General features: G+C 48.6%; 21 protein-coding genes and 3 tRNA genes. 17 read left to right on the top strand and 7 right to left on the bottom strand.

Annotated elements, in window-relative coordinates; translation table 11 throughout:
* Positions 1–13 precede the first annotated feature (13 nt).
* Positions 14–364, bottom strand: coding sequence for a hypothetical protein (locus EXT46_RS10895; RefSeq protein ID WP_022945659.1), 351 nt, complete (start codon positions 362–364; stop codon positions 14–16).
* 63 nt (positions 365–427) lie between these two features.
* On the bottom strand, positions 428–2404 hold the full coding sequence (mnmC, locus tag EXT46_RS10890) for a bifunctional tRNA (5-methylaminomethyl-2-thiouridine)(34)-methyltransferase MnmD/FAD-dependent 5-carboxymethylaminomethyl-2-thiouridine(34) oxidoreductase MnmC (protein WP_130147236.1): 1977 nt from the start codon (positions 2402–2404) through the stop codon (positions 428–430).
* A 186-nt stretch (positions 2405–2590) separates the two neighbouring features.
* Between mnmC and fabB the strand changes: the two genes are divergently transcribed.
* From fabB to purF, 10 genes are all read left to right on the top strand, one after another.
* Positions 2591–3805 carry a beta-ketoacyl-ACP synthase I gene (gene fabB, locus EXT46_RS10885; RefSeq protein WP_130147234.1) on the top strand — a complete coding sequence of 405 codons (1215 nt, stop codon included), beginning with the start codon at positions 2591–2593 and terminating at the stop codon, positions 3803–3805.
* A gap of 104 nt (positions 3806–3909) precedes the next feature.
* The gene (locus tag EXT46_RS10880; RefSeq protein ID WP_130147232.1) at positions 3910–5025 is read left to right on the top strand and encodes a 4-phosphoerythronate dehydrogenase; all 1116 of its coding nucleotides are present in this window, start codon (positions 3910–3912) and stop codon (positions 5023–5025) included.
* Between the two features lie 16 nt (positions 5026–5041).
* Positions 5042–6058: an aspartate-semialdehyde dehydrogenase gene (locus tag EXT46_RS10875; RefSeq protein WP_130147230.1), complete on the top strand. Its 1017-nt coding sequence runs from the start codon at positions 5042–5044 to the stop codon at positions 6056–6058.
* A gap of 244 nt (positions 6059–6302) precedes the next feature.
* The gene (locus EXT46_RS10870) at positions 6303–10697 is read left to right on the top strand and encodes a FimV/HubP family polar landmark protein (RefSeq protein WP_130147228.1); all 4395 of its coding nucleotides are present in this window, start codon (positions 6303–6305) and stop codon (positions 10695–10697) included.
* A 178-nt stretch (positions 10698–10875) separates the two neighbouring features.
* Positions 10876–11679 carry a tRNA pseudouridine(38-40) synthase TruA gene (gene truA, locus EXT46_RS10865; protein ID WP_022945653.1) on the top strand — a complete coding sequence of 268 codons (804 nt, stop codon included), beginning with the start codon at positions 10876–10878 and terminating at the stop codon, positions 11677–11679.
* Between the two features lie 152 nt (positions 11680–11831).
* Complete coding sequence (gene accD / locus EXT46_RS10860) at positions 11832–12707, top strand: acetyl-CoA carboxylase, carboxyltransferase subunit beta (protein WP_022945652.1); 876 nt, start codon at positions 11832–11834, stop codon at positions 12705–12707.
* A 30-nt stretch (positions 12708–12737) separates the two neighbouring features.
* Entirely contained in the window at positions 12738–14006 is a 1269-nt protein-coding gene (gene folC / locus EXT46_RS10855) for a bifunctional tetrahydrofolate synthase/dihydrofolate synthase (RefSeq protein ID WP_130147226.1), read from the top strand.
* Between the two features lie 2 nt (positions 14007–14008).
* Positions 14009–14632 carry an SPOR domain-containing protein gene (locus EXT46_RS10850; RefSeq protein WP_130147224.1) on the top strand — a complete coding sequence of 208 codons (624 nt, stop codon included), beginning with the start codon at positions 14009–14011 and terminating at the stop codon, positions 14630–14632.
* A gap of 60 nt (positions 14633–14692) precedes the next feature.
* Entirely contained in the window at positions 14693–15187 is a 495-nt protein-coding gene (locus EXT46_RS10845; protein ID WP_022945649.1) for a CvpA family protein, read from the top strand.
* A gap of 17 nt (positions 15188–15204) precedes the next feature.
* Entirely contained in the window at positions 15205–16734 is a 1530-nt protein-coding gene (purF, locus tag EXT46_RS10840; RefSeq protein WP_022945648.1) for an amidophosphoribosyltransferase, read from the top strand.
* A gap of 62 nt (positions 16735–16796) precedes the next feature.
* Here purF and EXT46_RS10835 read toward each other — a convergent pair whose 3' ends face one another.
* The gene (locus EXT46_RS10835; RefSeq protein WP_022945647.1) at positions 16797–17396 is read right to left on the bottom strand and encodes a Yip1 family protein; all 600 of its coding nucleotides are present in this window, start codon (positions 17394–17396) and stop codon (positions 16797–16799) included.
* Positions 17397–17551: 155 nt separating this feature from the next.
* Between EXT46_RS10835 and EXT46_RS10830 the strand changes: the two genes are divergently transcribed.
* A complete protein-coding gene (locus EXT46_RS10830; protein ID WP_130147222.1) occupies positions 17552–18322 on the top strand; it encodes a tRNA isopentenyl-2-thiomethyl-A-37 hydroxylase MiaE in 771 nt (256 codons plus the stop codon).
* Here EXT46_RS10830 and EXT46_RS10825 read toward each other — a convergent pair.
* The 3 genes from EXT46_RS10825 to ppiB form a co-directional block, all read right to left on the bottom strand.
* Positions 18295–19095, bottom strand: a complete 801-nt coding sequence (locus tag EXT46_RS10825; RefSeq protein WP_130147220.1) for a transporter substrate-binding domain-containing protein — start codon at positions 19093–19095, stop codon at positions 18295–18297. The two genes, EXT46_RS10830 and EXT46_RS10825, sit on opposite strands and share 28 nt — an antisense overlap.
* A 72-nt stretch (positions 19096–19167) precedes the next feature.
* Entirely contained in the window at positions 19168–19920 is a 753-nt protein-coding gene (gene lpxH / locus EXT46_RS10820; RefSeq protein WP_130147218.1) for a UDP-2,3-diacylglucosamine diphosphatase, read from the bottom strand.
* Positions 19921–19963: 43 nt separating this feature from the next.
* Positions 19964–20455, bottom strand: a complete 492-nt coding sequence (ppiB, locus tag EXT46_RS10815; RefSeq protein WP_045978120.1) for a peptidylprolyl isomerase B — start codon at positions 20453–20455, stop codon at positions 19964–19966.
* 185 nt (positions 20456–20640) lie between these two features.
* Between ppiB and cysS the strand changes: the two genes are divergently transcribed.
* The 3 genes from cysS (at position 20641) to tnpA (ending at position 23713) form a co-directional block, all read left to right on the top strand.
* Entirely contained in the window at positions 20641–22020 is a 1380-nt protein-coding gene (gene cysS / locus EXT46_RS10810; protein ID WP_130147216.1) for a cysteine--tRNA ligase, read from the top strand.
* Positions 22021–22215: 195 nt separating this feature from the next.
* Complete coding sequence (locus tag EXT46_RS10805; protein WP_045978118.1) at positions 22216–23127, top strand: EamA family transporter; 912 nt, start codon at positions 22216–22218, stop codon at positions 23125–23127.
* A gap of 151 nt (positions 23128–23278) precedes the next feature.
* Positions 23279–23713, top strand: a complete 435-nt coding sequence (gene tnpA / locus EXT46_RS10800; protein ID WP_130147214.1) for an IS200/IS605 family transposase — start codon at positions 23279–23281, stop codon at positions 23711–23713.
* Positions 23714–23793: 80 nt separating this feature from the next.
* On the opposite strand, the gene folD is transcribed toward tnpA, so the two are convergent.
* Positions 23794–24651, bottom strand: a complete 858-nt coding sequence (folD, locus tag EXT46_RS10795) for a bifunctional methylenetetrahydrofolate dehydrogenase/methenyltetrahydrofolate cyclohydrolase FolD (protein WP_022945640.1) — start codon at positions 24649–24651, stop codon at positions 23794–23796.
* A 357-nt stretch (positions 24652–25008) separates the two neighbouring features.
* Here folD and EXT46_RS10790 point away from each other — a divergent pair.
* From EXT46_RS10790 to EXT46_RS10780, 3 genes are all read left to right on the top strand, one after another.
* Positions 25009–25085 (top strand) — tRNA-Pro (locus EXT46_RS10790).
* A gap of 50 nt (positions 25086–25135) precedes the next feature.
* A tRNA-Arg gene (locus EXT46_RS10785) sits at positions 25136–25212 on the top strand.
* Between the two features lie 8 nt (positions 25213–25220).
* Positions 25221–25293 (top strand) — tRNA-His (locus tag EXT46_RS10780).
* The last annotated feature ends 1 nt before the right edge of the window (position 25294 follow it).

Genomic DNA, 25294 nt, shown 5'->3' with positions numbered 1-25294 from the left:
TCATCAGCGTAGCTTATTCGTTAGCGGCGCTGACCATGGCACTGATTTCTGTCCACTCATCACGTTGATACACACTAATGCGTACCGGGTGGCCGTTTACATCATAAAACAAGGTAAAGCGGCCAATATCACTGGTAATATTCAACGGCTCACCCAGCTTACTCTGATAAAAATCAGTGACTTCGTTGTCACTGAGTCGAGTGAAACCATCAAGCACCATGGGGTATTTTTTTTCCACGGTCATGCGGGTGGTAAAATCTTCTGGCAAAGGTAGCAAAGACAAGTCCGCATAGGCTAGGTTGCTCGCCGCTACCAAAACACTTCCTGCAAGGGTGGTAGCAAGTCGGCGAAAAGCGTTATTCATGGTTTCACTCCGATTATAAACACATCTTTATATTATAAAATTTAACCTATATTTAACCAAAAATCACTTTATTTGTCCGCGCTTTAGGTCGCGAATAATAAAACGGGCAGGGTGCAGGGCCTGATCGACACGATTTGAAATCGGCAATGGCTCGTCACATAGGCTGGCAACTAAGCTCTCAGCGCACAGCGGAGCCGTGCACAAGCCTCGTGCCCCTAAGCCAGTAAACAAGTGTAAACCAGGGTTTTGATGACGCAGCGGTTGCTGGCCTTGCCACTGTCCTTTAAGTAGCAAAGGGAAGGCCGCTATATAATCGTCTTGTTGCGCATATTGCCCAATAATAGGCAAATGATCTGCGAGGGTCGCGCGAATAGCGGCTTTGGCACCGTTAATATCCTGCAACTCTTGAGTCCAGTCGCATTCACCATAAAACCCGGCAAATTGTTGCCAATTAGTGCGATCATCAGCATCGCGAATATCCCGCGCTTGGGTGTCTTTTTCAAAGGTTGCACCCATACAATGGCTGCCATCGTGAGCCGGTGTAAAATACCCTTTGTGGCAAAGCACAGTGTTGAGCTTGCGCGAGTTATCGCTGGCGCTCAGGTGTGATACTTGACCGCGCACACTTTGTAGCGCCAACTCATTCTCTGGCAACAGCTCAGTGGAGTGCTCCCCCATACAAATAAATACATCGCTAAAGTCGTCATAGCCCTTGTTTTTGCACAGCAGCTGCCACCGCTCACCCACGCGATTAACGGCCGTAACCTGAGTGGCAAAGTGAATGTCGAGCTGCGCTTGCTGCTTGGCGTGAGTGACTAGTGCCTGCACCAGTTCCACGGGGCTAACCCAGCCCGCATCAGGGATGAATAAACCACCATAGGGAGTATCAATGCCGGCAATATCGCTGGCTTGCTCCGCATCGACACCTTGTATCAACCACTGCGGCCAATTGTTCTTACTGAGCAAGTTGGCATGGCGTTTTTTTCCTTCCTCTTTAACGCCTTGTAGCAGCACGCCACACCATTGGTGGGCAAAATCAACATCGTTTGCCAGTTGCTCGTACAAGCGCTTGGCATATAAAAAGCTGTGCGCGAAGAGCTCACTGGAGGGCGATACATCTGCTTGCAAGTGCGGATACACTGCGCCTTGTTTGTTGTGTGACGCACCTTGAGCCAGTTCGTCGTCAGCGCAAAAGAGGGTGCAAGGAATATTGCGTGCCGTTAACCGATGAGCCAATGTCGCCGCAGCAATGCCACCACCAACAATGGCAACCTTATCTAAGGGGCGGGTATGGCGAACAAATGGCGCCGGAACATTGGTTGTCGCGGTGGTATGTTCAAGCTCACCCACTATCATCTCGCGCTTGCGGCCATAGCCTTTCACTTTATTCACCTTGAACCCGGCTTGCTGCAGCCCTCGGCGTACAAAGCCTGCAGCGGTGAAGGTGGCAAAGGTGGCGGCTTCGCGACCAAGATGTGCCATAGCATCGAACAAAGACTGCTGCCACATATCAGGATTTTTACTCGGGGCGAAGCCATCTAAAAACCACGCATCGACGAGACCATGCTGATTGAAGTTCATCTGCTCGATGCTATCAAGCACATCGCCAATCCATAAATCCAAGGTCACATCACCAAAGTGCAGGCGATGGCAACCAGGCAAGGCCTCGGGATACTGTGCCACCAGTTGCTCACTGTAATGGCTCAGTTGCGGCCAGGCTGCTAGAGCTCGGGCTAAATCCTGACGCTGGATAGGGAATTTCTCAAAGGAGATAAAATGCAGCCGGGTGGCTTTTTTCTCTGTTTGGGTGGCAAAGCGTTGCCATGCATTCAAAAAGTTTAAACCCGTACCAAACCCTGTTTCGGCAATGACAAATTGCTCGCGCGGATGACTGCATAGTCGCTCACTGATGTGGTTATGCTGATAAAATACATAATCAGATTCTGCCAGGCCGTCTTCATTAGAGAAGTAAACATCGTCAAAATCATCGGCGACGGGAGTGCCGCAGTCATTAAAATGGATTTTAGCGTGGGTAATCATTTTAGCTCTTTGAGTAAGTCTTTGCCCACTATTTTAGCGACTTTACAGCGGTGCGTATATTGTCACTAAAAGATCATCTCGGGCGCTTGAAAATTTCAGTGTACATATGTACGCTGGAATGACCACTTCGGAATCAGTTTCCGCGTAAACTATACGCAATTTAGATCTAAGCTAAGGTAAATTCTCATGAGAAGAGCCGTCATTACGGGTATCGGTGTTGTTTCTAGCATCGGTAATAACAAAGAAGAAGTACTGGAATCTCTAAAAACGGGTAAAAGTGGTATTGCCTTTAACCCTGAATTTGCAGAATACAATTTGCGTAGCCAGGTCTCTGGCCACATTGATATTAATGTTAAAGATCACGTTGACCGCAAAGCCCACCGCTTTATGGGTGATGCAGCAGCCTATTCTTATATCTCAATGGCTCAGGCCATTGCTGACGCTAAACTCACCGACGAGCAAGTGTCTAATGAGCGCACCGGATTGGTTGTTGGCTCTGGTGGTGGCTCATCGAAGTATCAGGTGGAAGCCGCCGATATTCTTCGCGAGAAAGGAGTTAAGCGGGTAGGCCCATACATGGTTCCACGCACCATGGCTAGCACCACCTCGGCGTGTTTGGCCACGCCGTTTAAAATTAAAGGTGTGAATTACTCTATCAGTTCGGCCTGTGCCACCTCGGCGCATTGTATTGGCCATGCGGTAGAGCAAATTCAACTAGGCAAGCAAGATGTTATTTTCGCCGGTGGCGGTGAAGAGCTGCACTGGACCCTTGCGATGGAATTTGATGCTATGGGCGCCTTGTCGACCAAGTATAATGATGCGCCAGAAAAGGCGTCTCGTACTTATGATGCTAACCGAGATGGCTTTGTGATCTCTGGTGGCGGCGGTATCGTCGTGGTTGAAGAGCTAGAGCATGCATTGGCCCGTGGCGCGCATATCTACGCCGAAATCATCGGTTATGGTGCAACTTCCGATGGCTTCGATATGGTGGCACCATCGGGCGAGGGTGCCGTTCGCTGTATGAAACAAGCGATGCAAAACCTGCAGGGGCCTGTTGACTACCTCAATACCCACGGCACCTCGACGCCAGTGGGCGATGTCAAAGAACTCGGTGCTATTCAAGAGCTATTTGGTGAGCAATCACCGGCTATTAGCGCCACTAAAGCAATGACGGGTCACGCGCTCGGCGCAGCCGGTGTTCATGAAGCGATTTACTCTTTGCTTATGCTAGAGAATAACTTTGTAGCGCCATCTATCAACATTGATGAGCTGGACGAGCAAGCAAAAGGCTTGGATATAGCCACTGAACGCCGCGATGTGGAGCTTAATACCGTGATGTCGAATAGCTTCGGCTTTGGCGGTACTAACGCCACATTGGTGATGAGTAAATACAAAGGCTAATTTTGCTGCTTTGTTAATCATAAAGCCACGCTGACGCGTGGCTTTTTGCTTTGTGTGCCAAGGGCGATTAGAATGGCGCTCCAAACTGGGCTGGGATAACTGCCATGAAGATATTAGCTGATCAAAATATGCCTTTGGTGGATGCATTGTTTTCACCGCTGGGCGATGTCGAGCGCTTCGATGGGCGCACACTCACAGCGGCACAAGCGCAGCATGCCGATGTACTGCTAACGCGCTCGGTGACCCAGGTGAACGAGCAGCTATTGCACAGCAATGCGCAACTCTCTTTCGTTGGCACGGCGACCATTGGTATCGATCATATCGACCAAGGGTATTTGCAAGGCCGTGGTATCCCTTTTACCAATGCTCCTGGTTGCAATGCCATTGCGGTGGCAGAATACGTGCTAAGTGCCATGCTGGTGTTAGCGCAGCAGCAACGGTTTTCGCTATTCACCAAGAAGGTCGCTATTGTGGGTGTCGGCAATATTGGCCAATGCTTAGCCGATAAGCTCGCCGCCATCGGCGTACAAACCTTACTTGTTGACCCGCCGCGTGCCGCGCGAGGTGACAGCGGCCAATGGTACGAACTAGAGCAGGCGTTAGCGCAAGCAGACATCATTAGCTTCCATGTGCCTTTGGTAAAAGAAGGCAGCCACCAAACGCGGCACTTACTCAATGCCGAGCGCATTGCGGCTTTAGCCAGCAACAAGGTGATCATTAATGCCAGTCGCGGTGATGTGATTGATAACGCTGCATTGCTGGCGCGTCAGCAAAGTGACAATGACCTGCATCTGGTATTAGATGTATGGGAAAATGAGCCGCATATTCTTACTGAGCTGATGAATTATGTGGATTTAGCTACGGTGCATATTGGCGGTCATACTCTCGAAGGCAAAGGCCGAGGCACCTTTATGTTGTATCAAGCGTTATGTCAGCACTTGGGGATTCGCGCTGAAGCCACCCTCAGTGAGCTGCTGCCGACGCCGAGTTTAAATGAACTCACATTAAGCCCTAGTTGGACATTGCAGGAGCTTGGCTCGCTTGTGCACCTTATTTATGACGTTCGTCGCGATGATGCCATTATGCGTCAAGCACTCGCGACAGAGGGCTTTGATAGCCTAAGAAAGAATTATCCGGTTCGCCGTGAGCTCAGCACCTTGCGGCTGCGCGGTGATAACCCTCACCTCAGTGCGCTGGCTGCACTGGGGTTCAGTATTTAATGCCTGAGGAAATAGCATGTCGCAAAAGTTTAACGTCGCGGTATTAGGAGCCACCGGGCTCGTAGGTCGCCAAATTATCGAAACGCTCGCGGAGCGTAACTTTCCGGTTGATAACCTTTATCCATTGGCCAGCAGTCGCTCTGCGGGTGAGGAAATTGAGTTTAATGGCCAGAGTATTGAGGTTTTGGATGTCGAGCAATTCGACTTCGCCGATGCCCATATTGGTCTGTTCTCGGCTGGTGGCAGTGTGTCACAAAAATATGCTCCCATTGCCGCTGAGGCTGGTTGTATCGTCATCGATAATACCTCAGAGTTTCGCTATGAGTTTGATGTGCCACTGGTTGTGCCTGAGGTGAATGGCGCAGCGCTAGCAGATTTTCGCAATCGTAATATCATTGCCAATCCGAACTGCTCCACTATTCAGATGATGGTGGCACTGAAACCTATCTATGACGCCTATGGCATCGATCGTATTAATGTCTCAACCTACCAAGCGGTGTCGGGGGCAGGTAAAGAAGCGGTGGAAGAGCTGGCTAAGCAAACGGCGCACTTAATGAATGGCCGGCCCATGGAAAATGAAGTTTTTAGCAAGCAAATGGCTTTTAACGTCATTCCGCAAATTGATAAGTTTGAAGACAATGGCTACACCCGCGAAGAAATGAAAATGGTGTGGGAGACGCAAAAAATTCTTGGTGATGACAGCGTATTAGTGAACCCAACAGCGGTGCGCGTGCCGGTATTTTACGGTCATGCTGAAGCGGTACACCTAGAAACACGTATGCCGGTGGATGTCGAGCACGTTAAACAGCTGCTCGATCAAGCCCCTGGCGTTGAGCTTATCAATGATGACCATGATTTTCCGACGCCGGTGACTGATGCAAGCGGCAATGACAGCGTCTATGTTGGCCGCGTGCGGCAAGATATTTCTCATCCACACGGTTTAAATTTGTGGATCGTCAGCGATAACACCCGCAAAGGTGCGGCGACCAATAGCGTACAGATTGCTGAGGCGCTCATTGCCGAATATTTGTAAAATGAAGGCCAACGGCGAGTAAGTACAGTAAAAAAGCGGCAAATTGCCGCTTTTTTCTTAGTTATCAATTGTTTCGGAGTAAAGTGAAATTCCCTTTCCGGCGTGGATATTCCCCTATATCTGGTTTATAGTTTGAAAGTGGAATAAAGCTTGCTGATAAACACAAGAAAAACAATGACTCGGGAGATGGCTTTTGCGGCCGATAACCTTCCATAAAGCACAAAAAAATGAGTAAAGGAAAAGCATGCGCGGTTTAGTTACACTGGTTTTTGTTGTCGCGACCCTAGTAGCGGCTGGCACGAGTGCGCAAAGCACTGAAATTCGTGGTCCTAAAGGGGTCGACTATGGTGCTCAAGGCCGCTCTATCGGACCCATTAAGCCAACTGACACCTTGTGGCGAATCGCTGCCAAGGTGCGTCCCGACAACTCAGTGACCATGTATCAAGTAATGGTTGCCCTTTACGAGAAAAACCCCGACTCATTTTTAGACAAAAACCTTAACCACATGCGTGATGGCGCATATTTGCGTATTCCCTCGTTAAATGAAATTCGTACTATTGACCCAGCTCAGGCACGACAAAAGTCTGAGCAAGATGACCGTTTGTGGGAGAAAATTAAAAACGGCACGCTTAATAGTAATGAAATCGATCTGGTCGCGAAAAAAACCACGTCGGCGCGTCAAGAAGATGTCGAAAAAGCCAAAACGGAACTGAAAAGCGAATTAGAGCAGCTTAAGCGTTTACAAGGCGAGCGTTTGGTGGAGCTACAAGAGCAGTTCAAGTCGTCTGTGACCGATGTAGAGGCGATATTGACTGAGAATCGTCAGCTGAAATCGCAACTTGAGAAGATCAGCGAACAGCTTGCCACAGTCAAAGATCAGCTTGACGAAAAGGACGCAGAGTTGCAGCGCCAGCTGCAACAGATACTGGCTGAACGTGAGGCCATGGCGCAGCAGAAGTTACAGCAAGCGCAGCAAGAACAAAGTGCACTCGAAGGCATCCCAACGTGGTTGAAATTAGTTTTGATGATGACTATTCCAGCATTAGCCGTGCTCGGGTTAATTATTTTCATTTTAAAGAAACGTCAGTCAGCAAAAGAGCCTGAGCCAAGCGACGACGATGAATTCCTACCGCAAACACCGGCGCCGCAAATGCAAACTCAACCTGAGGCCGGTATCGATGACCTAGATTTAGGTGCGGATGACGACAGCTTAGACGACAGCCTTGATGATTTACCGCTCGATGACCCCGATGATGCGTTAGATGAGCCAGGCATTCAGTTAGACGATGACGACTTCCTTGATCAAAGCGACGATATTTTAGATGAAGGCGGTGATGGGGCTGACGATATCGACTCACTGTTAGACCAAGACGAGTTAGACGGCTTACTTGATGATGACGTGGTATTTGACGATGAGTCTGATGCTGAAGTGAGCCAAGAAGAAGCGGTATTACAGCAAAATTTTGATGCCCCTGGTGATGACATCAGTGTTGATGTGCCAGAAGAAAATGAACCAGATAGCGATATTCTTAGCGACGAAGATATTGACGACTTATTTGCCACCGATGACAGCGAAGACGAGTCACAGGCAAACGCTAACGGTGAAGAACCGAGCGATGATAGCGATGAGGCGATGGCCGCATTGTCTGAGGAGTTGGCTGACGATCAGCTCGAGCAGACAGATGCCGAGTCAGGGGATGATACCTTTGATATTGATGAGCTTGTTGATGAAACACAGTCCGAGCCGGCGGATGACGATTTCGATGTCGATGACTTACTAGAGGAAAACGCCACAGACGAGCAAGGCGCCGAAGAAGATGACCTTGATATTGATAGCCTGCTCGATGAAGTTCAAGAAGAGCCAGCAGCAGATGCCGATGAAAGCGATGTCGATATCGATGAGCTGATTGATAAAAACGGCGCAGACGAGCAAAGCGCTGAAGAAGGTGACCTTGATGTTGATAGTCTGCTCGATGAAGCGGCAGAAGCGCCAACAGCAGATGCCGATGAAAGCGACGTTGATATTGACGAGCTAATTGATGAAAACGGCGCAGACGAGCAAGGCGCCGAAGAAGATGAGCTTGATGTTGATAGCCTGCTCGATGAAGCGGCCGAAGCGCCAGCAGCAGATGCCGATGAAAGCGATGTCGATATTGATGAGCTGATTGATGAAAACGGCGCAGACGAGCAAAGCGCTGAAGAAGATGACCTTGATGTTGATAGCCTACTCGATGAAGCGGCAGAAGCGCCAGCAGCAGATGCCGATGAAAGCGATATCGACATCGATGAGCTGATTGATGAAAACGGCGCAGACGAGCAAGGCGCTGAAGAAGATGAGCTTGATGTCGATAGCCTGCTTGATGAACCGGCAGAAGCGCCAGCAGCAGATGCCGATGAGCTGATGGATGAAAACGCCGCAGATGAGCAAAGCGCTGAAGAAGATGAGCTTGATGTTGATAGCCTGCTTGATGAACCGGCAGAAGCGCCAGCAGCAGATGCCGATGAGGGCGATGTTGATATCGATGAGCTGATGGATGAAAACGCCGCAGACGAGCAAGGCGCTGTAGATGATGACCTCGATGGCGATGACCTACTTGATGACGCACCTCAAGAGGAGCAGACATCTGATGAAGAGGGTGACGTCGAGCCGGAGCCAGAACTCGCATTGGAAGAAGATGATGGTTTAGACGGCGATGACATTCTTGAAGATGTCCTTGGCGATGAGCAGACTTCTGATAAAGAGGGTGACGTTGAGCCGGAGCCAGAACTCGCATTGGAAGAAGATGACGAATTAGATGGTGACGATCTCTTTGATGACGCCCCTCGCGATGAGCAAGCGGCTGATGAAGAGGATGGCGTTGAGCCGGAGCCAGAACTTGCGCTGGAAGAGGATGATGACTTAGACGGCGACGATCTTCTTGGTGAAGCCGCTGGTGATGAGCAGACTCCTGATGAAGAAGGTGACGTTGAACCGGAGCCAGAGCTCGCACTGGAAGAGGATGATGACTTAGATGGTGACGATCTCCTTGATGACGCCCCTAGCGATGAGCAAGCGGCAGATGAAGAGCATGACGTTGAGCCGGAGCCAGAGCTCGCGCTGGAGAAAGATGACGACTTAGACGGCGATCTCCTTGATAATGCACCTCGCGATGAGCAGACCCTTGATGAAGAGCATGACGTTGAGCCGGGTCCAGAACTCGCACTGGAAGAAGATGACGACTTAGATGGCGACGATCTCCTTGATGATGCTCCTGGCGACGAGCAAGCGGCAGATGAAGAGGATGGCGTTGAGCCGGAGCCAGAACTCGCACTGGAAGAAGATGACGAATTAGATGGGGACGATCTCCTTGAAGATGCCCCTAGCGATGAACAAGCGGCAGATGAAGAGGGTGACGTTGAGCCGGAGCCAGAGCTTGCGCTGGAAGAAGATGACGAATTAGATGGTGACGATCTCCTTGAAGATGCTCCTGGCGACGAGCTAGCGGCAGATGAAGAGGGTGACGTTGGACCGGAGCTAGAGCTTGCGCAGGAAGAAGGTGACGAATTAGACGGCGATGACCTTCCTGAAGATGAGCAGACTCCTGATGAAGAGGGTGACGTTGAACCGGAGCCAGAACTCGTATTAGAAGAGGATGATGACCTCGATGGTGATGACTTACTTGCTGATGCACCAGAGCTTGAAATAGAAGATCAAGCGCAACCGGATGCGAGTGATGAAGGTACGATTGATGAAAGTGCTGACCAAGAGCTACTTGAAGCAGATTTTGCTGATTTTGATGAGCCTGATCTCGAACTTGACTTAGGCGACGATCCACTGCTTGAAGACGAAGATGCATCGGACGTTGAGCCTGTTAGCTCTCAAGAGCTCCAAATGGGGGATGTTGAACATCCTAGCCAGCAGCTAGATGACTATCCCGAGCTTGAACTCGACGAGCCATTTAGTAGCGAAGCTGAGCAGCAACTCAGCGAAGCGATGGCTCAAGAGGGAGATGAAGAGCTCGATCTCTCTAGTGATTTGGATGGCGACCTTGACGGTGAGTTAAGCGCACTGATGGATGACTCTCTAGATGACGATATCGATGGTGACGAACAACTCGACGACAGTCAGCTCGATGAGGATTTCCTTGCTGACTTAACGCAGACCGATTTTGATGCTCTGCTCAACGAACTTGCTGAGCCAGATGAAGATGTGATCGGTGAACCGCAAGATAACGACCTTGATCTGCAGAGTTTGCTCGCCGATAGTGACTTTGACGCGGATGATGACACGGTCGCAGACGCGGGTGCAGACGCGGTCGCAGACGCGAACGAAGACGACAGTGGCGCAGCAGAGCCGGACTATCTTGATATTGATGACCTGCTCGAGCAGAGTGATGATTCAGAGCCTGATAACGAACCCTATGATGAAGTCGATATGGATGTGGGCTTGGGTGAGTTTGATGACATGCTAGACGACTCGCAAAAGACCGATGTTGATAGTGAAGACGGCGGTTTCAGCGCTAAATTGGATTTAGCGAGGGCTTATATCGAAATTGATGATGTTGATTCAGCCCTCGAAGCGCTACAAGACGTGCTTGATAATGGCCCGCAGTCGCTCCATAAAGAGGCGCAAGCCTTGCAGGAACGTCTGAAACGCTAGCGTGCTAAGCTCAGCCGCGAGATGATAAATGCGCAGGCAAAGTGTCTGCGCATTTTTTGTATTAACTGCTTGTCTATGGGCAAGCTTACTCCCTTCGGGAGCCTCATTGCCCTCAGCATTAGCTATTTGCCCGCAGAGCGTTTAAAATGCCGAAAATTTTATTGAGCTAAGAGTATCAATGCGCGTCGCTTTAGGAATCGAATACAATGGTGCCCGCTACAGTGGCTGGCAGCGTCAATCTCATGTCAGCAGTATCCAAGCGGAAATTGAAACTGCGTTGTCCCGTATTTGTAATCACCCTGTGGATATTACTTGTGCAGGGCGTACCGACGCCGGTGTTCATGCCACCGGCCAAGTTGTGCACTTTGATACCCATGCTGAGCGTGATATGGGCGCTTTTACCTTAGGTATGAACTCGCAGTTGCCTGATGACATCGCCGTGCGCTATGCAATGCCAACCGCTGATGATTTTCATGCTCGTTTTAGTGCCACCGCGCGGCGTTATCGTTATGTCATTTATAATCACCCCTATCGCCCAGGGATTTTGCGCTCTGGGGTGACTCATTATCATCACCCGCTGGATGAAACACGCATGCAAGCGGCCTGTGCGTATATGCTCGGCGAGCAAGATTTCACCTCGTTTCGGGCGGTGCATTGCCAGTCCAACACGCCGTTTCGTAATATTCACCATCTATTTGTTGAGCGCATCGGTGATTACATCGTTGTTGATATCAAGGCCAATGCCTTTTTACATCATATGGTGCGTAATATTACCGGGTGCTTGATGGACATTGGTGTTGGTGAGCAAGAGCCGCAATGGATGCAGCATTTATTGGCTATTAAAGACCGCACCCAGGCCAGTGCAACCGCTAAGCCTAATGGTTTATATTTGGTGGACGTGGACTATCCCGAGCAGTGGCAAATTCCCAGCACGCCACTGGGACCGCTTTTTTTACCCGATAACGAGCCACCAAAGAGCTAATAAAAAGGGGTGAATGGTAGGTGTAAATGGACTACGCCGACCAGTTTTTTATATCTAAGCAACTAATTTCATGTTTTAATTGTGCTAATTTATCGGCTAATTTTGGGGTGCTCAATCCGCCCCGGTCCTGACAAGCATTAAGAGAGTTGCCAATGAGCTGGTTAGAAAAAATCTTACCAAAAACCACAAAATCTTCTGGCAAGAAAGAAATTCCAGAAGGGGTGTGGGCTAAGTGTACGTCGTGCGATTCGATTCTGTACAAAGCAGAATTAGAAAAAGCCATGAACGTATGCCCGAAATGTGATCACCACATGCGTATCAGCGCCCGTAAACGTTTAGAGCTATTTCTCGATGACGCTGGGCGCGCCGAGCTCGGTGAGCAGCATGAGCCAAAAGATGTACTGAAGTTTAAAGACTCAAAAAAATATTCAGACCGCATCAGCGCCGCGAACAAAAGCAGTGGCGAGAAAGACGCCTTAGTTGCTATGAAAGGGCAGCTTAAAGGCATTCCTGTTGCGGCGGTATCGTTTGAGTTTGCCTACATGGGTGGCTCAATGGGCTCGGTTGTTGGCGCCCGCTTCGTTGAAGCCGTCAATGTGTGCTTAGAGCATAATATGCCGTTGGTGTGTTTTTCTGCATCAGGCGGTGCTCGCATGCAAGAAGCATTGATGTCGTTGATGCAAATGGCTAAAACCAGTGCTGCATTAGCAAAAATGAGTGAAAAAGGGCTGCCTTTTATTTCTGTACTGACTGACCCAACAATGGGCGGTGTATCGGCGTCTTTAGCTATGCTAGGTGATGTGAATATTGCTGAGCCCAAAGCACTGATTGGATTTGCCGGCCCACGAGTTATTGAGCAAACAGTACGTGAAACTCTCCCAGAGGGCTTCCAGCGCAGTGAGTTCTTATTAGAGCATGGTGCTATCGACATGATCGTTGATCGCCGCGAAATGCGCGACACTGTGGCGCGTTTATTGGCTAAGCTAATGAACTTGCCTTCTACTGAACAAGAGCATAGAGTAGCGTAAATTTCTCGGTAACCTAGAAACTTACAACCTATGTCAGATTCCATACCGAGCCAATCGTCAAGCCTTGATGATTGGCTTTGTTATTTAGAGCAAATCCATCCTGCTAACATCGAAATGGGCCTTGAGCGCGTGCAGAACGTTGCCGATAAGATGGGCCTTGTTCATACCCCTAGCAAAGTAATTTTAATTGCTGGCACCAATGGTAAAGGCACCACCGCACAATGCCTGGAAAAGCTATTACTGAGCCAAGGGTATTCCGTCGGCACCTATGCCTCTCCTCATCTTATTCGCTATAACGAGCGGGTCCGCATCAATGGCGCCGAGCTTGACGATCAATACCATGTTGATGCCTTTAACAGTCTCGAGCAAGGACGAGGCGATGTGCCACTTACCTATTTTGAATATGGCACCTTGGCAGCGCTGGCAATTTTTAAACGCGAAGCGGTGGATTATGTGCTCTTGGAAGTAGGGCTTGGGGGACGTTACGACGCCACCAATATAGTTAATCCAGTCGCGAGCGTGATCACTACCGTCGATCTCGATCATAAAGAGTACCTCGGTGATACCCGTGAACTGGTCGGTTATGATAAGGCGGGGATTTTTCGTAGCAACGTACCCGCAGTGGTGGGTGACTTAGATATTCCCCACACTGTGGTGGATTATGGCGAGCAAATTAATGCCGATTTGTGCCTGTCTAAGCGCGACTTTATTTTTACTGAAGATGAAGCCACCTTCAATTGGCAGATGGGCAAGCTGTCGCTGACCTTTGCTAAACCCGCTATTCCGGCGCAAAATGCCGCTACCGCATTGAGTGTGTTAGCAAAACTGGATTTATTGCCGGCGGTAACAGACATAGCTGATTGTTTGAAACAACTTCAGGTAAAAGGGCGCTTTCAACAACTGAGTAAGGAGCCTTTGGTCTATACTGATGTGGCCCATAACCGAGAATCAGCCCGTTATTTAGCCACACGTTTACAGAGCCTTCAGGCACAGGGTAAGACAATACATGCCATTATCGGCATGCTGGGTGATAAAGAGCATGCCGACGTGATTACCGCGATGGCACCGGTGGTTACTCATTGGCACGTTGCTGGATTAGATAATCCGCGCGGGTTGAGTGCGCAGCAATTAACAGCCAAAGTGACACAGTCTGTCAAGGTTGAAGGAACATATGAGCAGGTCAGTGACGCAATGCGCGCTGTTTTACCACAACTTTGTGCGCAAAGCCTTTTGATTATATTCGGATCGTTTTACACTGTAGCACAAGCAATCACCTTTTTTGATAACGAGAGGGCGTAACAGTGAACTCAGGGTTTATAAACCGCTTAGTGGGAACCATTATTGTCGTCGTCGCTGCGGTCGTTTTTATTCCCAATATCCTTGATGGCGATAAAGTGCGCTACAAAGAAGGGTTTAAAGCCATTCCAGAGCGCCCTGAGTTTAAGTCTATTGATCTGCAAGAAGCGTTATCGGAAAAAGCCGATAGCGCACCACTGCCTGATGATGCCAAAAGCGAAGAACTGGCAGCCGATGACGATAAGTTGCAACAGCGTGGTGATACTCAAAGTGGGGCTGATGAACAAAGTGCGCAGCAGGTTACCGAGCGCAATGATACGGTCACGGTTAACACCTTAACCAAAGATGAGCCATTGACCCGCCCACAACAGAGTGCGTTAAAAGAAATGGCCTATGTGGTGCAGTTGGGGGCCTTCTCTCGCCAAGGTAGCGTGGATGCCTTGAGCAAAAAGCTTAAAGATGCCGGTTTTAATGTATTTACCCGCCCGGTGAAGACCCCAAATGGCGAATTGACGAAAGTGTTAGTGGGGCCTGAATTGGATAAGGCAACCTTGGAAAAGCAACTCCCCCAGTTGCAAAAGCTCACTAACTTAAAAGGGCGTATCACTCAATTCCAAGTGACAAAATGATCTGGTATTTAGTGCCTCGCTCCGTTAGAATGCGCCCCAAATAAACGACTAGTGGTTATTATGATCTGGGTTGATTACGCCATTGCCGGCATTATTGCACTGTCCACCATAATTGGTTTAGTGCGTGGCTTTGTTAAAGAGTCAATGTCGTTAGCCGTATGGGCCGCCGCGTTTTTTGTCTCCAGTTTATTTTACCCCTATTTAGCCTCCTACCTTACCAACATTTCAGAACCCCTTTTAAGAAATGCAGCAGCGATAGCCATATTATTTTTCTCTACGTTGCTTTTAGGCGGATTGCTAAACTATATTTTAGGCGAACTAGTGCAGCGCACTGGGTTGTCGGGCACCGATCGCGTATTTGGAATCGTGTTTGGTGCTTTACGTGGCGTGTTAGTCGTGAGCGCCATACTCTTCTTCCTGGATGCCTTTACCGGAGCCCCAAACACCGACTGGTGGAGCGCATCTCGACTAATCCCTGAATTTGGCTTTGTGATTGAGTGGTTTTTTGACTATCTCGAACACAATTCAAGCTTTTTAAATTCAGCTAACCGTTAATCGGCGAGGAAATTTTAATGTGTGGTATCGTTGGTATAGTCGGAACATCGCCCGTCAATCAGGCGCTGTATGACGGCTTGACTGTTTTGCAACACCGAGGCCAAGACGCGGCCGGTATTATTACCATAGACAATAATACCTTTAGTCTGCGTAAAGCCAATGGTCTAGTTAAGGATGTGTTCCATACTAGACACATGAAACGTCTGCAGGGAAATATTGGCATCGGCCATGTACGTTACCCTACCGCAGGTACGTCAAGCTCTGCAGAGGCACAGCCCTTTTATGTTAACTCGCCTTTTGGCATCGCCATGGCGCACAACGGCAACCTGACTAATGCCGAGCAGCTAAAAGAACAGCTATTTACCGAAGCGCGACGTCACGTTAACACGACCTCTGATTCAGAAATTCTCTTGAATATTCTTGCGCATGAATTCAGCAAATCTGACAAGCTGCACTTGGCACCAGAAGATATCTTCGCTGCGGTTTCTGAGGTTAACTCAAAAGTAGTGGGTGGGTATGCCACCATGGCGATGATTATTGGTCATGGCATCGTTGCTTTTCGTGACCCCCATGGCATTCGTCCGCTGATTTTCGGAAAACGTGAAACCGAAAAGGGCACCGAGTACATGTTCTCTTCAGAGAGCGTGGCACTGGATACTGACGGCTTTGAGGTGATTCGTGATGTGGCACCAGGTGAGGCTATTTACGTAACCGAGGATGGACAACTGTATTCGCAACTGTGTGCAGATAAGTCGGTACAAAACCCTTGTTTGTTTGAGTTCGTTTATTTTGCGCGACCGGATTCCACCATCGACAATATGTCTGTGTACGCTACTCGCGTTAATATGGGCACCAAACTAGGCGAAAAAATTAACCGTGAATGGGCAGACAAAGACATTGATGTGGTGATCCCCATCCCTGAAACATCCTGTGATATCGCCCTAGAAATTGCTTCGGTATTGGATTTACCTTATCGCCAAGGCTTTGTTAAAAACCGCTATATCGGCCGGACTTTTATCATGCCTGGGCAAGAGCTGCGTAAAAAGTCAGTGCGCCGCAAACTTAATGCGATAGATCGCGAGTTCAAAGGCAAAAATGTATTGCTGGTTGATGACTCTATTGTCCGTGGCACCACCTCTGCGCAAATCGTAGAGATGGCCCGAGAAGCCGGCGCTAAGAACGTTTATTTTGCTTCAGCAGCACCCGAGGTGCGCTTCCCTAACGTCTATGGTATCGATATGCCTTCAGCGGCAGAGCTAATTGCCCATGGACGTGAAGTAGAAGATATCAATGCGAGCATCGGCGCAGATGGCCTGATTTATCAATCGTTGGACGACTTGGTGGCTGCAGTGGCTCAGGAAAATCCAGAAATTAGTCGTTTTGAGACCTCTGTTTTTGATGGCAATTATGTCACGGGCGACATCAATCAGGACTACCTAAATCGTATTGATGAGTTGCGTAACGATGCCGCCAAATCAGTGCGAGAGCAAGCCATGTCATCGAGCTTGGAATTACACAACCAAGATAGCGATTCGCAAGATGACTAACTGTGGTTAAAGAGCAATAAAAAAAGGAGCCTTTGGCTCCTTTTTTTATTGCTCTCACACTGCTAACTGAAGACCGGCGAGACAATCCCGTTAGTCCACAAAATTGCGGTAGCGGCAAGAATAATAACGAGTAACACCAGGCCACATGTCACTACAGAGCTGGCGTAGATAAAGCCCCGTTCATGGGGAATATGCATCAAGATAGGAACACCTGTGTAGAGTAAATACACCGAGTAGCCAACCGCGACAATGCCCACAGACACGATAAACCATAAAGTAGGGTAGAAGGCTGCAAACGCGGCCATAAAAACGGGAGTAGAGGTATACGCCGCAAGCTCTAAGGTCTGCGTAAAAGTTGGCTCGGCGCCAAAGGTTTTTGCCATCCAGTGGGCCAGGTATGCAAGTGCAAAAACCCCGACAATTAGAGCAACATACATAGCCACAGCTATCAGCATGGCGCTGTTGTGAGTAAGAAATACGGCATCGCCCGTGCCGACATGCCAGCCTAAGTGTACGCCGGAGTAGTAGCCCATTGCACTGGGAATACAGGCGATGAGGAGAATATGCGATAAGCTGTAAAGTAAACTTTCGTGGCGATTATCAATCGTTTGCCACTCTTCCACTGGGTGGGCGTATAAGCCCCAAAGATGGTTCAAAATCATAGGTGTGCCCCTTAAATAAACTGGTTGTTATGGCTGTATTATTTTTCACCAGCCTTAATTAAGGTATCGTTCAGAGCAAAGAATTTGTCAAGAAAGCCCCATGGTAAAATCAGTATGGTAAAATGGTCAGCATTAGCGGTTAGTATTACAATTCTATGTTAGCGAAGTACCAACAACTCTTAGAACCGATCAACGCATTTTTACAATGTCAGACACCGGATGCATGGCTGCAGCAAGCAAAAAAGCCAGAGAACTTAACGGTAATTTTGACCGATCACCTTATTTGTGAGTTGAAAGCGGCACAAAGCGCCATGTACTTAATTCGTCGTTATGCGGTGGATGAGCAAAGTGCAGAAGCGCTGTTGGCTTGGCTCAAACCATACGAAGATTTTACCTACCGCCAGGTGGGGGATTGGCGAGAGCTAGCTGACTATAACCGCTTAAACAAATCGATGATGCCCAAGTCAGACACCCCTTATGGCCAAGAGCTGATCGATAAAATGGTGTTACTCATCAAAGAAGAATTACACCACTTTTATCAAGTGTTAGAGATTATGCAAGCTTGTGGCATTGAATACGATAAAATTACCTCCAGCCGCTACGCCAAAGGCCTGTTGCGACATGTGCGCACCTATGAGCCGCAGGCGCTGATCGATAAATTGATTTGCGGCGCTTATATCGAAGCACGTTCATGTGAACGCTTTGCTATGTTGGCCCCCCATGTTGATAAGCAACTGGGAGAATTCTACATCTCCTTATTGCGCTCAGAAGCGCGCCATTATCAAGATTACTTGAGCCTTGGCGAGCAAATAGCAGGTGAAGATATCAGTGCCCGCATCGCTTTTTTTGGTGAAGTAGAGGCGGAACTTATTTCATCTCCAGACCCAGATTTTAAATTTCACTCTGGTGCGCCAGTATCAAGATAGTGCTGTTTAAGTAAACTTAGTACTGCTTGTTGCTGCGGTGGCGGCAAAGGATGCTGTGCCAATATATCCGCCACCCGACCTTGTTTGAGCAGACTTTGCATGCCGCTGCGAAACGCTTTTAGATGGTAATGGCTAAGGGGATGCTGACGGGCGAAGGCTAAATGTAAGGTGTTTTCGCTCAACGCCGGTGAATCAAACATCAAATGCTCAGAGAGTGCTAATTCACGAATAATATGTTCACCCACTTCTTGCGGACCGAGCACCCAGCTAATTCGTCGGCGTTCGAGTAATTGTAAGGCTTTGCTCAGATTGGGCAATTCAACGTAGTCGATGCCGCCATAGTTTATGAGCAGTTGCTCTTCACCATAGTCGCGACCAACGGCAATCGGGTCTTGTGCGACTAACGCTAAGTCGCCAGTAAAATCACGATTGCTCTTTGCATGGCGGAAAAATCCACTATGGGCTTTTGCCAGTGCGGCGCTAAAAACAAAGTCTTGCTGCCGCGCCGTGGTTTTATATGCGCCCAATACGGCCGAATATTTCCCTTTCTTTGTCCCTCGCAAAGCCCGAGACCACTGCGTAAAATGAATACGCACAACTATATTTTGGCTTCGGAAAGCTTCACTGACTAAATGGGCCATCCAGCCATGTTGATACAAAGTACTGGAAAAATAAGGTGGGAAAGGTTCGGTGGCGAGCTCTAAACGCTCCAATGCATGTGTGTGCTGACTGAGTATAAACACGAGTGCGCTTAAAAGTGCACGCAAGACCATACTTTGCTCCTATCGCAACATTGGGCAATCGTTCATTAGAGCAAGTATAGTTTGAAACTCAGCGAGCGCGAGTTAGTCAGCCTGTTGCCACTGTGTAAGCGTATCAGCATGGTCGCCATAGTGCAGCCGCATATGCTGTTTATCAACCACTAGAAAAGAGCTTTGCTCGTACCAATCACCGAGGACGATACGGGTTTGCTCTTGACTGTAATGATGCACTGCTGGGCGGTGAGTGTGGCCGTGGATCATGATCCTTACTTGATGTTTCGAAAAGGTATCAAGTACTGCTGAGCGCTCCACATCAAGAATTTCGATGGCCTTGTGCTGTTGGCTTTGTTTACTTTTCGCACGGGCCTTTTTCGCCACACGACGGCGATACCAAAGCGGCATCGCGAGCATCAATCGCGGCCACCACCAACCTCGGCTTTTGCGCCGAAAGCGCTGATATTCAAGATCTTGTGTGCACATTTCATCGCCATGCAATAGCAACACCGGTGTCCCGTATAGGTCTATCACCGTTTGCTCTGCAAGCAGTGTCATGCCAGCTTTTTGCGCATAACGTTGACCAAGTAGAAAGTCGCGATTGCCATGGGTAAAGTAAATGGCAATACCTTGGTCTGCGAGTTGTTTAAGCCGAGCGGCAATATCATCACTGAATGCGTCACTGGCATCGTCGCCCACCCAAACCTCGAAGAAATCCCCTAATATGTATAAGGCATCTACTTGCTGATCTACTTCTTTATCAAGGAAGTCGAAAAAAGCATCTGTGATCTCTGGTTGGTTGCTACTGAGGTGGAGGTCGGCAATAAACAAGGTGCGTGACATAGGCGTCCAGATAGTAAGGTGGCGCGCGAGGCGCGCCTATAAGTTATTCAACAATGACTTTGTTGATGATTACATCTTCCAGGGGGACGTCTTGGTGGAAGCCGGCGCTGCCAGTTGCAACGTCTTTAATTTTCTCCACTACATCCATGCCTTCAACGACTTCGGCAAACACGCAATAACCCCAGCCTTGTGGAGTTTCACTGCTGAAGTTAAGGAAGTCATTGTCATTCACATTAATGAAGAATTGTGCCGTCGCTGAGTGTGGATCTGGGGTGCGAGCCATGGCCAGCGTGCCTTTTTTGTTGCTCAACCCGTTATTGGCTTCGTTTTTGATCGGTGACTGCACTTTTTTCTGTTCCATGCCCGGAGCAAAACCGCCGCCTTGAACCATAAAACCGTCGATGACACGGTGGAAAATAGTGCCGTCATAAAATCCGGATTTGGCGTAGTTCAAAAAGTTTTCAACCGTTACAGGGGCTTTGTCAGCAAACAGCGCGATTTTAATCGTGCCAAAGTTGGTATCTAGTACAACCATGATGAGTCTCTGATTTAATAATTAGGGGCCTATTTTATAGTAGGGTAGCGGATCAGACAATGCACCAAGCAATGACACTGCCCTAAAGGCTTTATTTTTGTTATTTTCAGAGGTCTTGCGTGTGGCGAGATAGTCGGGGCAGTGGTAAGATAGCGCCATTAATATAACGATAGGATCATATTGCAATGTTGCAGATATACAACACACTTTCACGTCAAAAAGAACGCTTTACTCCACTGAACGAGAATAAAGTAGACATGTATGTGTGTGGCATCACTATCTATGACTATTGCCATGTTGGTCATGCGCGCACCTATGTTTCCTTCGATGTGATGAATCGTTACCTCCGCTATCTCGGTTACGATGTCACTTATGTGCGTAATATCACCGATGTTGATGATAAAATCATTACCCGTGCTAATGACAACAATGAGCCTATTAACGCCTTAACAGAGCGGATGACCGCCGCGATGCACGAAGACTTTCGTGCCTTAAATATTCTTGATGCCGACATAGAGCCTACCGTTACCGGGCACATGGATGACATCATTGCGATGATCGAGCGGCTTATCGACAAAGAGCATGCCTATGTTGCCGATAGTGGCGATGTCTTATTTGATGTATCCACCTTTAAAGAGTACGGCAAGCTGTCGCAGCAAGACTTAGAGATGTTACAAGCGGGCGCGCGCGTTGATGTCGCAGCAGGTAAAGACGACCCCTTAGATTTTGTGTTGTGGAAAAAGGCCAAAGCCGGTGAGCCTAGTTGGTCTTCACCTTGGGGTGAGGGGCGTCCAGGGTGGCATATTGAATGCTCAGCTATGAGCTCAAAACACCTAGGTGAGTATTTTGATATTCACGGCGGTGGCTCTGATTTGCAGTTTCCACACCATGAGAATGAAATCGCTCAGTCATGCTGCGCCAATAATGGTCGCTACGTTAAAACCTGGATCCATACCGGCATGGTTCAGGTCAATAAAGAAAAAATGTCTAAGTCATTAGGCAACTTCTTTACCGTACGCGAAGTACTCAAAGCCTACGACCGCGAAACCGTACGCTATTTCCTTATAAACGGCCACTACCGGAGTCAGTTGAACTACTCGCAAGAGAATCTCGAGCAGGCGCGCTCATCGTTGGAGCGCTTATATACCGCTCTACGTGATGTTCAGCCTGTAGCTGTTGAACTGAACGGTCATCCGTTGGTAGCGCGTTTTGAGCAAGCCATGAATGACGACTTCAATACCCCTGAAGCCTTGCCCGTGCTGTTCGAGTTGGCGAAGGAAGTAAATCGCCTAAAAGGGCAAGATGAGCAAGGTGCAGGTGAGCATGCCTATATCTTAATTAAGCTGGCTGAAGTGTTAGGTATTGCCCAGCAAGACCCTGCTGCCTTTTTACAAGGTGAGCAAGACGATGATGAAACGCAAAAAATTGAAGCGTTGATCGCCAAACGTAATCAGGCTCGTGCTGATAAAGATTGGGCTGAGGCAGACGCCGCTCGTGATGCGCTTACGGCCATGGGAGTGGTACTCGAGGACTCCGCTGGTAAAACAACATGGCGTAAGGCCTAAGCGTTTATGTTAATTAAACGCCGCGCTTAGGCGCGGCGTTTTCGTTTTTACGTCACTCTTTTTCTCTCACCATGGTTGGCTGCACACTCAGTTCTTTGTTTTTTGAACGTTGCCTTTAAGTGGTGATTTTTCCATTGACCTCAATCTTAGTTGAGGTTTTACCCTGTTCGCGCTGAATGTAACTATGGAGCGTTGATGAATATTCTACTGGCAATGATCCCCGCATTTTTATGGGGCACCACTTATGCGGTCACTAAGTACGCCACCCCAGATTGGCCGCCAATTCTTCTCGGTGCTTTACGCGCCTTGCCTGCAGGGATACTGCTTTGGTTGATAAAGCCGTCGCTCCCTAAAGGTCGACAATGGCGGGGGCTAACAGTGCTCGCTTTGGTCAATATTGCTCTGTTTTTTGCTTTTATTTTTGTTATGGCGGTGAATTTGCCAGCAGCCATTGCCGGTGTAGGCATGGTCTCGGTGCCAGTGGTGGCGATGATTTATACTTGGGTTGTTAAAGGTCAGCGCCCAAGTGCCGTGCAATCGCTTTGTGCTGTGGCCATTGTTACCATCGCTTGGTTATTGTTTGACCCTCAGCATGTCGAATTGAGCCTCCTAGGGCTTGCTGCTTTAGCTGGGGCGTTGTTGTGTATTGTCATTGGTAGTTCGCTAGTGCAAACCGTGAGTATGCATATTCATTGGTGGACCGTGCTCACCTGGCAGTTAATTATTGGCGGCACTGCGCTGCTCATAGCCGCCGCAGTGCAAGCCAGCATATTTACACCCGATGCGTATATACCGCTTAGTGAGCCTATGACGGCAAAGCAATGGATCGCTTTGTTCTGGCTTATCGTTCCTAATACAGCACTTGCTTACACCTTGTACGTTTGGCTCTTAGGGCGTATGACGGTGGTGGAATTTACCTTTGGCACCATTGCCAACCCAATAGCAGGCATAGTAACAGCGGTAATTTTGCTCGCTGAACATTACCAAGGTTGGCAATATGCCTTGATGGCGTTGATGATCATGTTCTCGGTACTGCCACAGGGTGTTAACTTAGCAAAACAGCGGCTCAGACCGGTGGTGGCAGCACAGCCAAGGCAAGGAAAATAAGCACAAAAAAGCCAGCATTAAGCTGGCTTTTATTTTCAGCCCCTAAACCACCTACTTCAGTAGGTGGTTATCATCAATTTAGGCTTGGCCTGAAAAAGCTACCCATGTTAATTGCTCTTTTGATTTTTAGCGAAGTCAAAGGACAAGAAACATGAGTAGATACGAGAAAGCATCGCATGTGTATTGGCGATGTCAATATCATATAGTTTGGACCCCAAAATATCGTTTCAGAATACTGAAGAACAAGGTAGGTAAAGATGTCTATCGCTGTATTCACGTATACAGTGAGCAACTTGGTTGTAAAGTGGTAGAGCTCAATGTGCAGTTAGACCATGTTCATTTGGTTATCAAGGTCCCACCGAAGTTATCGATATCGAGCCTGATGGGAGCACTCAAAGGTAAAATAGCACTAAAGCTATTTAGTAAATATCCTTACTTGAGAAAAAATAAGATGTGGGGCAACCATTTTTGGCAACGAGGATACTTTGTCGATACGGTTGGAATAAATGAAGAGGTAATAAGGCGTTACGTCAGGCATCAAGAGAAAGAAGAGAAGCAAGAGCAAGCCCAATTAACGCTGGAGTAAACAACGCCCCCTTTGAGGGGGCATTCACAAAGCCACCTTCTTCAGAAGGTGGATTCTTTACTTCATATTGACACTGGCTGTCAGTCGCTGTGATAGTTCTCACAGGCCTCTAGGGTATTTTCTATTAGGCTCGCCACCGTCATTGGGCCAACACCGCCGGGCACGGGCGTGATGTAACTGGCACGTTGACTCGCAGCCTCATAGGCAATATCGCCAACCAAAGAGCCATTATCAAGACGGTTGATGCCAACATCAATCACTAAAGCGCCGTCTTTCACCCATTCACCAGGAATAAACTCAGGTTTGCCTACAGCCACAACAAGTAAATCGGCACGACGAACGTGTTGCTCAAGGTCTTGGGTGAACTTGTGACAAACAGTGGTGGTGCAGCCAGCGAGCAGCAGCTCCAATGACATGGGGCGGCCAACAATATTTGACGCACCAACGACCACGGCATGCATGCCTTTATAACGGACCCCAGTGGAATCTAATAAGGTAATGATCCCCTTTGGTGTACATGGGCGCAATGCCGGCATACGTTGTGCTAAGCGGCCAATGTTATAAGGGTGAAAGCCATCGACATCTTTATGAGGGGTGATGCGCTCTAGTACTTTCTCTGCGTTCAGGCCTTCAGGTAGAGGAAGTTGTACTAAAATACCATCAACTTCTTTGTCGGCATTGAGCTCGTCAACCAGCGCCAACAATTGCGCTTCGGTGGTATCACCTGGGAGATCGTAAGATTTGGAAACAAAGCCGACTTCGTCGCATGCTTTGCGCTTAGAACCTACATAAACTTGGCTAGCTGGATCTTGTCCAACTAGTACCACCGCTAAACCAGGAGCACGAAGACCTTGCTCTTTCCTAGCAGCAACACGTGTAGCCACTTGCGAACGTACTTGCTTCGCAATTGCTTTACCATCAATGATGTTTGCCGTCATGGGTAACCTATACCTTGGGGTTAGTGTGCTTTTTGCTTTAATGCATGAGCAACACATGTGAACGAAATACTTTTATTATCAGTGAGGGCATTTTGGGGTCTCCCGTCACCAACTGGCGGATATTTTCGCAGAAAAGCGTCTTGCCGCCAAGGTAAAGGGGGATGCTTAGCATGCTTTTATGGTCTAAGGTGATAAAAAATCAACCAAAATTGCTAAAACAACAGCACTATGTCCTAAAAATGAGCAAACGCGCAGTTCAAGGCAAAAAAATGTTTGACCTTGTCAGGGCAAATCACTATTATGCACCCCGTTGTCAGCGAGGGGTCAGTAAAGAGTCCTCAATGATGCATCAAGTATCGGCGATTAGCGCAGTTTGGTAGCGCACTTGGTTTGGGTCCAAGGGGTCGCAGGTTCAAATCCTGCATCGCCGACCACTTTCTTAGAAAGTGTCACTTGGTTCGCACGAAGAAGTATTCGTTGCACCGCGCCCGTAGCTCAGTCGGATAGAGCAACGGCCTTCTAAGCCGTCGGTCGAAGGTTCGAATCCTTCCGGGTGCGCCATTATAGTGGCGGCTGTAGCTCAGTTGGTAGAGCCCTGGATTGTGATTCCGGTTGTCGTGGGTTCAAGTCCCATCAGTCGCCC

It is taken from the genome of Pseudoalteromonas sp. CO325X (genome assembly GCF_004208955.1).
In the GTDB taxonomy this organism is placed as follows: Bacteria; Pseudomonadota; Gammaproteobacteria; order Enterobacterales; family Alteromonadaceae; genus Pseudoalteromonas; species Pseudoalteromonas ruthenica.
The sequence above is the reverse complement of the archived record's forward strand: the minus strand, read 5'-3'. Positions and strand labels throughout refer to the sequence as shown.

Coding starts and splice junctions, on each gene's coding strand:
- EXT46_RS10895 (WP_022945659.1), bottom strand. CDS start 364: ATGAATAACGCTTTTCGCCGACTTGCTACCACCCTTGCAGGAAGTGTT.
- mnmC (WP_130147236.1), bottom strand. CDS start 2,404: ATGATTACCCACGCTAAAATCCATTTTAATGACTGCGGCACTCCCGTC.
- fabB (WP_130147234.1), top strand. CDS start 2,591: ATGAGAAGAGCCGTCATTACGGGTATCGGTGTTGTTTCTAGCATCGGT.
- EXT46_RS10880 (WP_130147232.1), top strand. CDS start 3,910: ATGAAGATATTAGCTGATCAAAATATGCCTTTGGTGGATGCATTGTTT.
- EXT46_RS10875 (WP_130147230.1), top strand. CDS start 5,042: ATGTCGCAAAAGTTTAACGTCGCGGTATTAGGAGCCACCGGGCTCGTA.
- EXT46_RS10870 (WP_130147228.1), top strand. CDS start 6,303: ATGCGCGGTTTAGTTACACTGGTTTTTGTTGTCGCGACCCTAGTAGCG.
- truA (WP_022945653.1), top strand. CDS start 10,876: ATGCGCGTCGCTTTAGGAATCGAATACAATGGTGCCCGCTACAGTGGC.
- accD (WP_022945652.1), top strand. CDS start 11,832: ATGAGCTGGTTAGAAAAAATCTTACCAAAAACCACAAAATCTTCTGGC.
- folC (WP_130147226.1), top strand. CDS start 12,738: ATGTCAGATTCCATACCGAGCCAATCGTCAAGCCTTGATGATTGGCTT.
- EXT46_RS10845 (WP_022945649.1), top strand. CDS start 14,693: ATGATCTGGGTTGATTACGCCATTGCCGGCATTATTGCACTGTCCACC.
- purF (WP_022945648.1), top strand. CDS start 15,205: ATGTGTGGTATCGTTGGTATAGTCGGAACATCGCCCGTCAATCAGGCG.
- EXT46_RS10835 (WP_022945647.1), bottom strand. CDS start 17,396: ATGATTTTGAACCATCTTTGGGGCTTATACGCCCACCCAGTGGAAGAG.
- EXT46_RS10830 (WP_130147222.1), top strand. CDS start 17,552: ATGTTAGCGAAGTACCAACAACTCTTAGAACCGATCAACGCATTTTTA.
- EXT46_RS10825 (WP_130147220.1), bottom strand. CDS start 19,095: ATGGTCTTGCGTGCACTTTTAAGCGCACTCGTGTTTATACTCAGTCAG.
- lpxH (WP_130147218.1), bottom strand. CDS start 19,920: ATGTCACGCACCTTGTTTATTGCCGACCTCCACCTCAGTAGCAACCAA.
- ppiB (WP_045978120.1), bottom strand. CDS start 20,455: ATGGTTGTACTAGATACCAACTTTGGCACGATTAAAATCGCGCTGTTT.
- cysS (WP_130147216.1), top strand. CDS start 20,641: ATGTTGCAGATATACAACACACTTTCACGTCAAAAAGAACGCTTTACT.
- EXT46_RS10805 (WP_045978118.1), top strand. CDS start 22,216: ATGAATATTCTACTGGCAATGATCCCCGCATTTTTATGGGGCACCACT.
- tnpA (WP_130147214.1), top strand. CDS start 23,279: ATGAGTAGATACGAGAAAGCATCGCATGTGTATTGGCGATGTCAATAT.
- folD (WP_022945640.1), bottom strand. CDS start 24,651: ATGACGGCAAACATCATTGATGGTAAAGCAATTGCGAAGCAAGTACGT.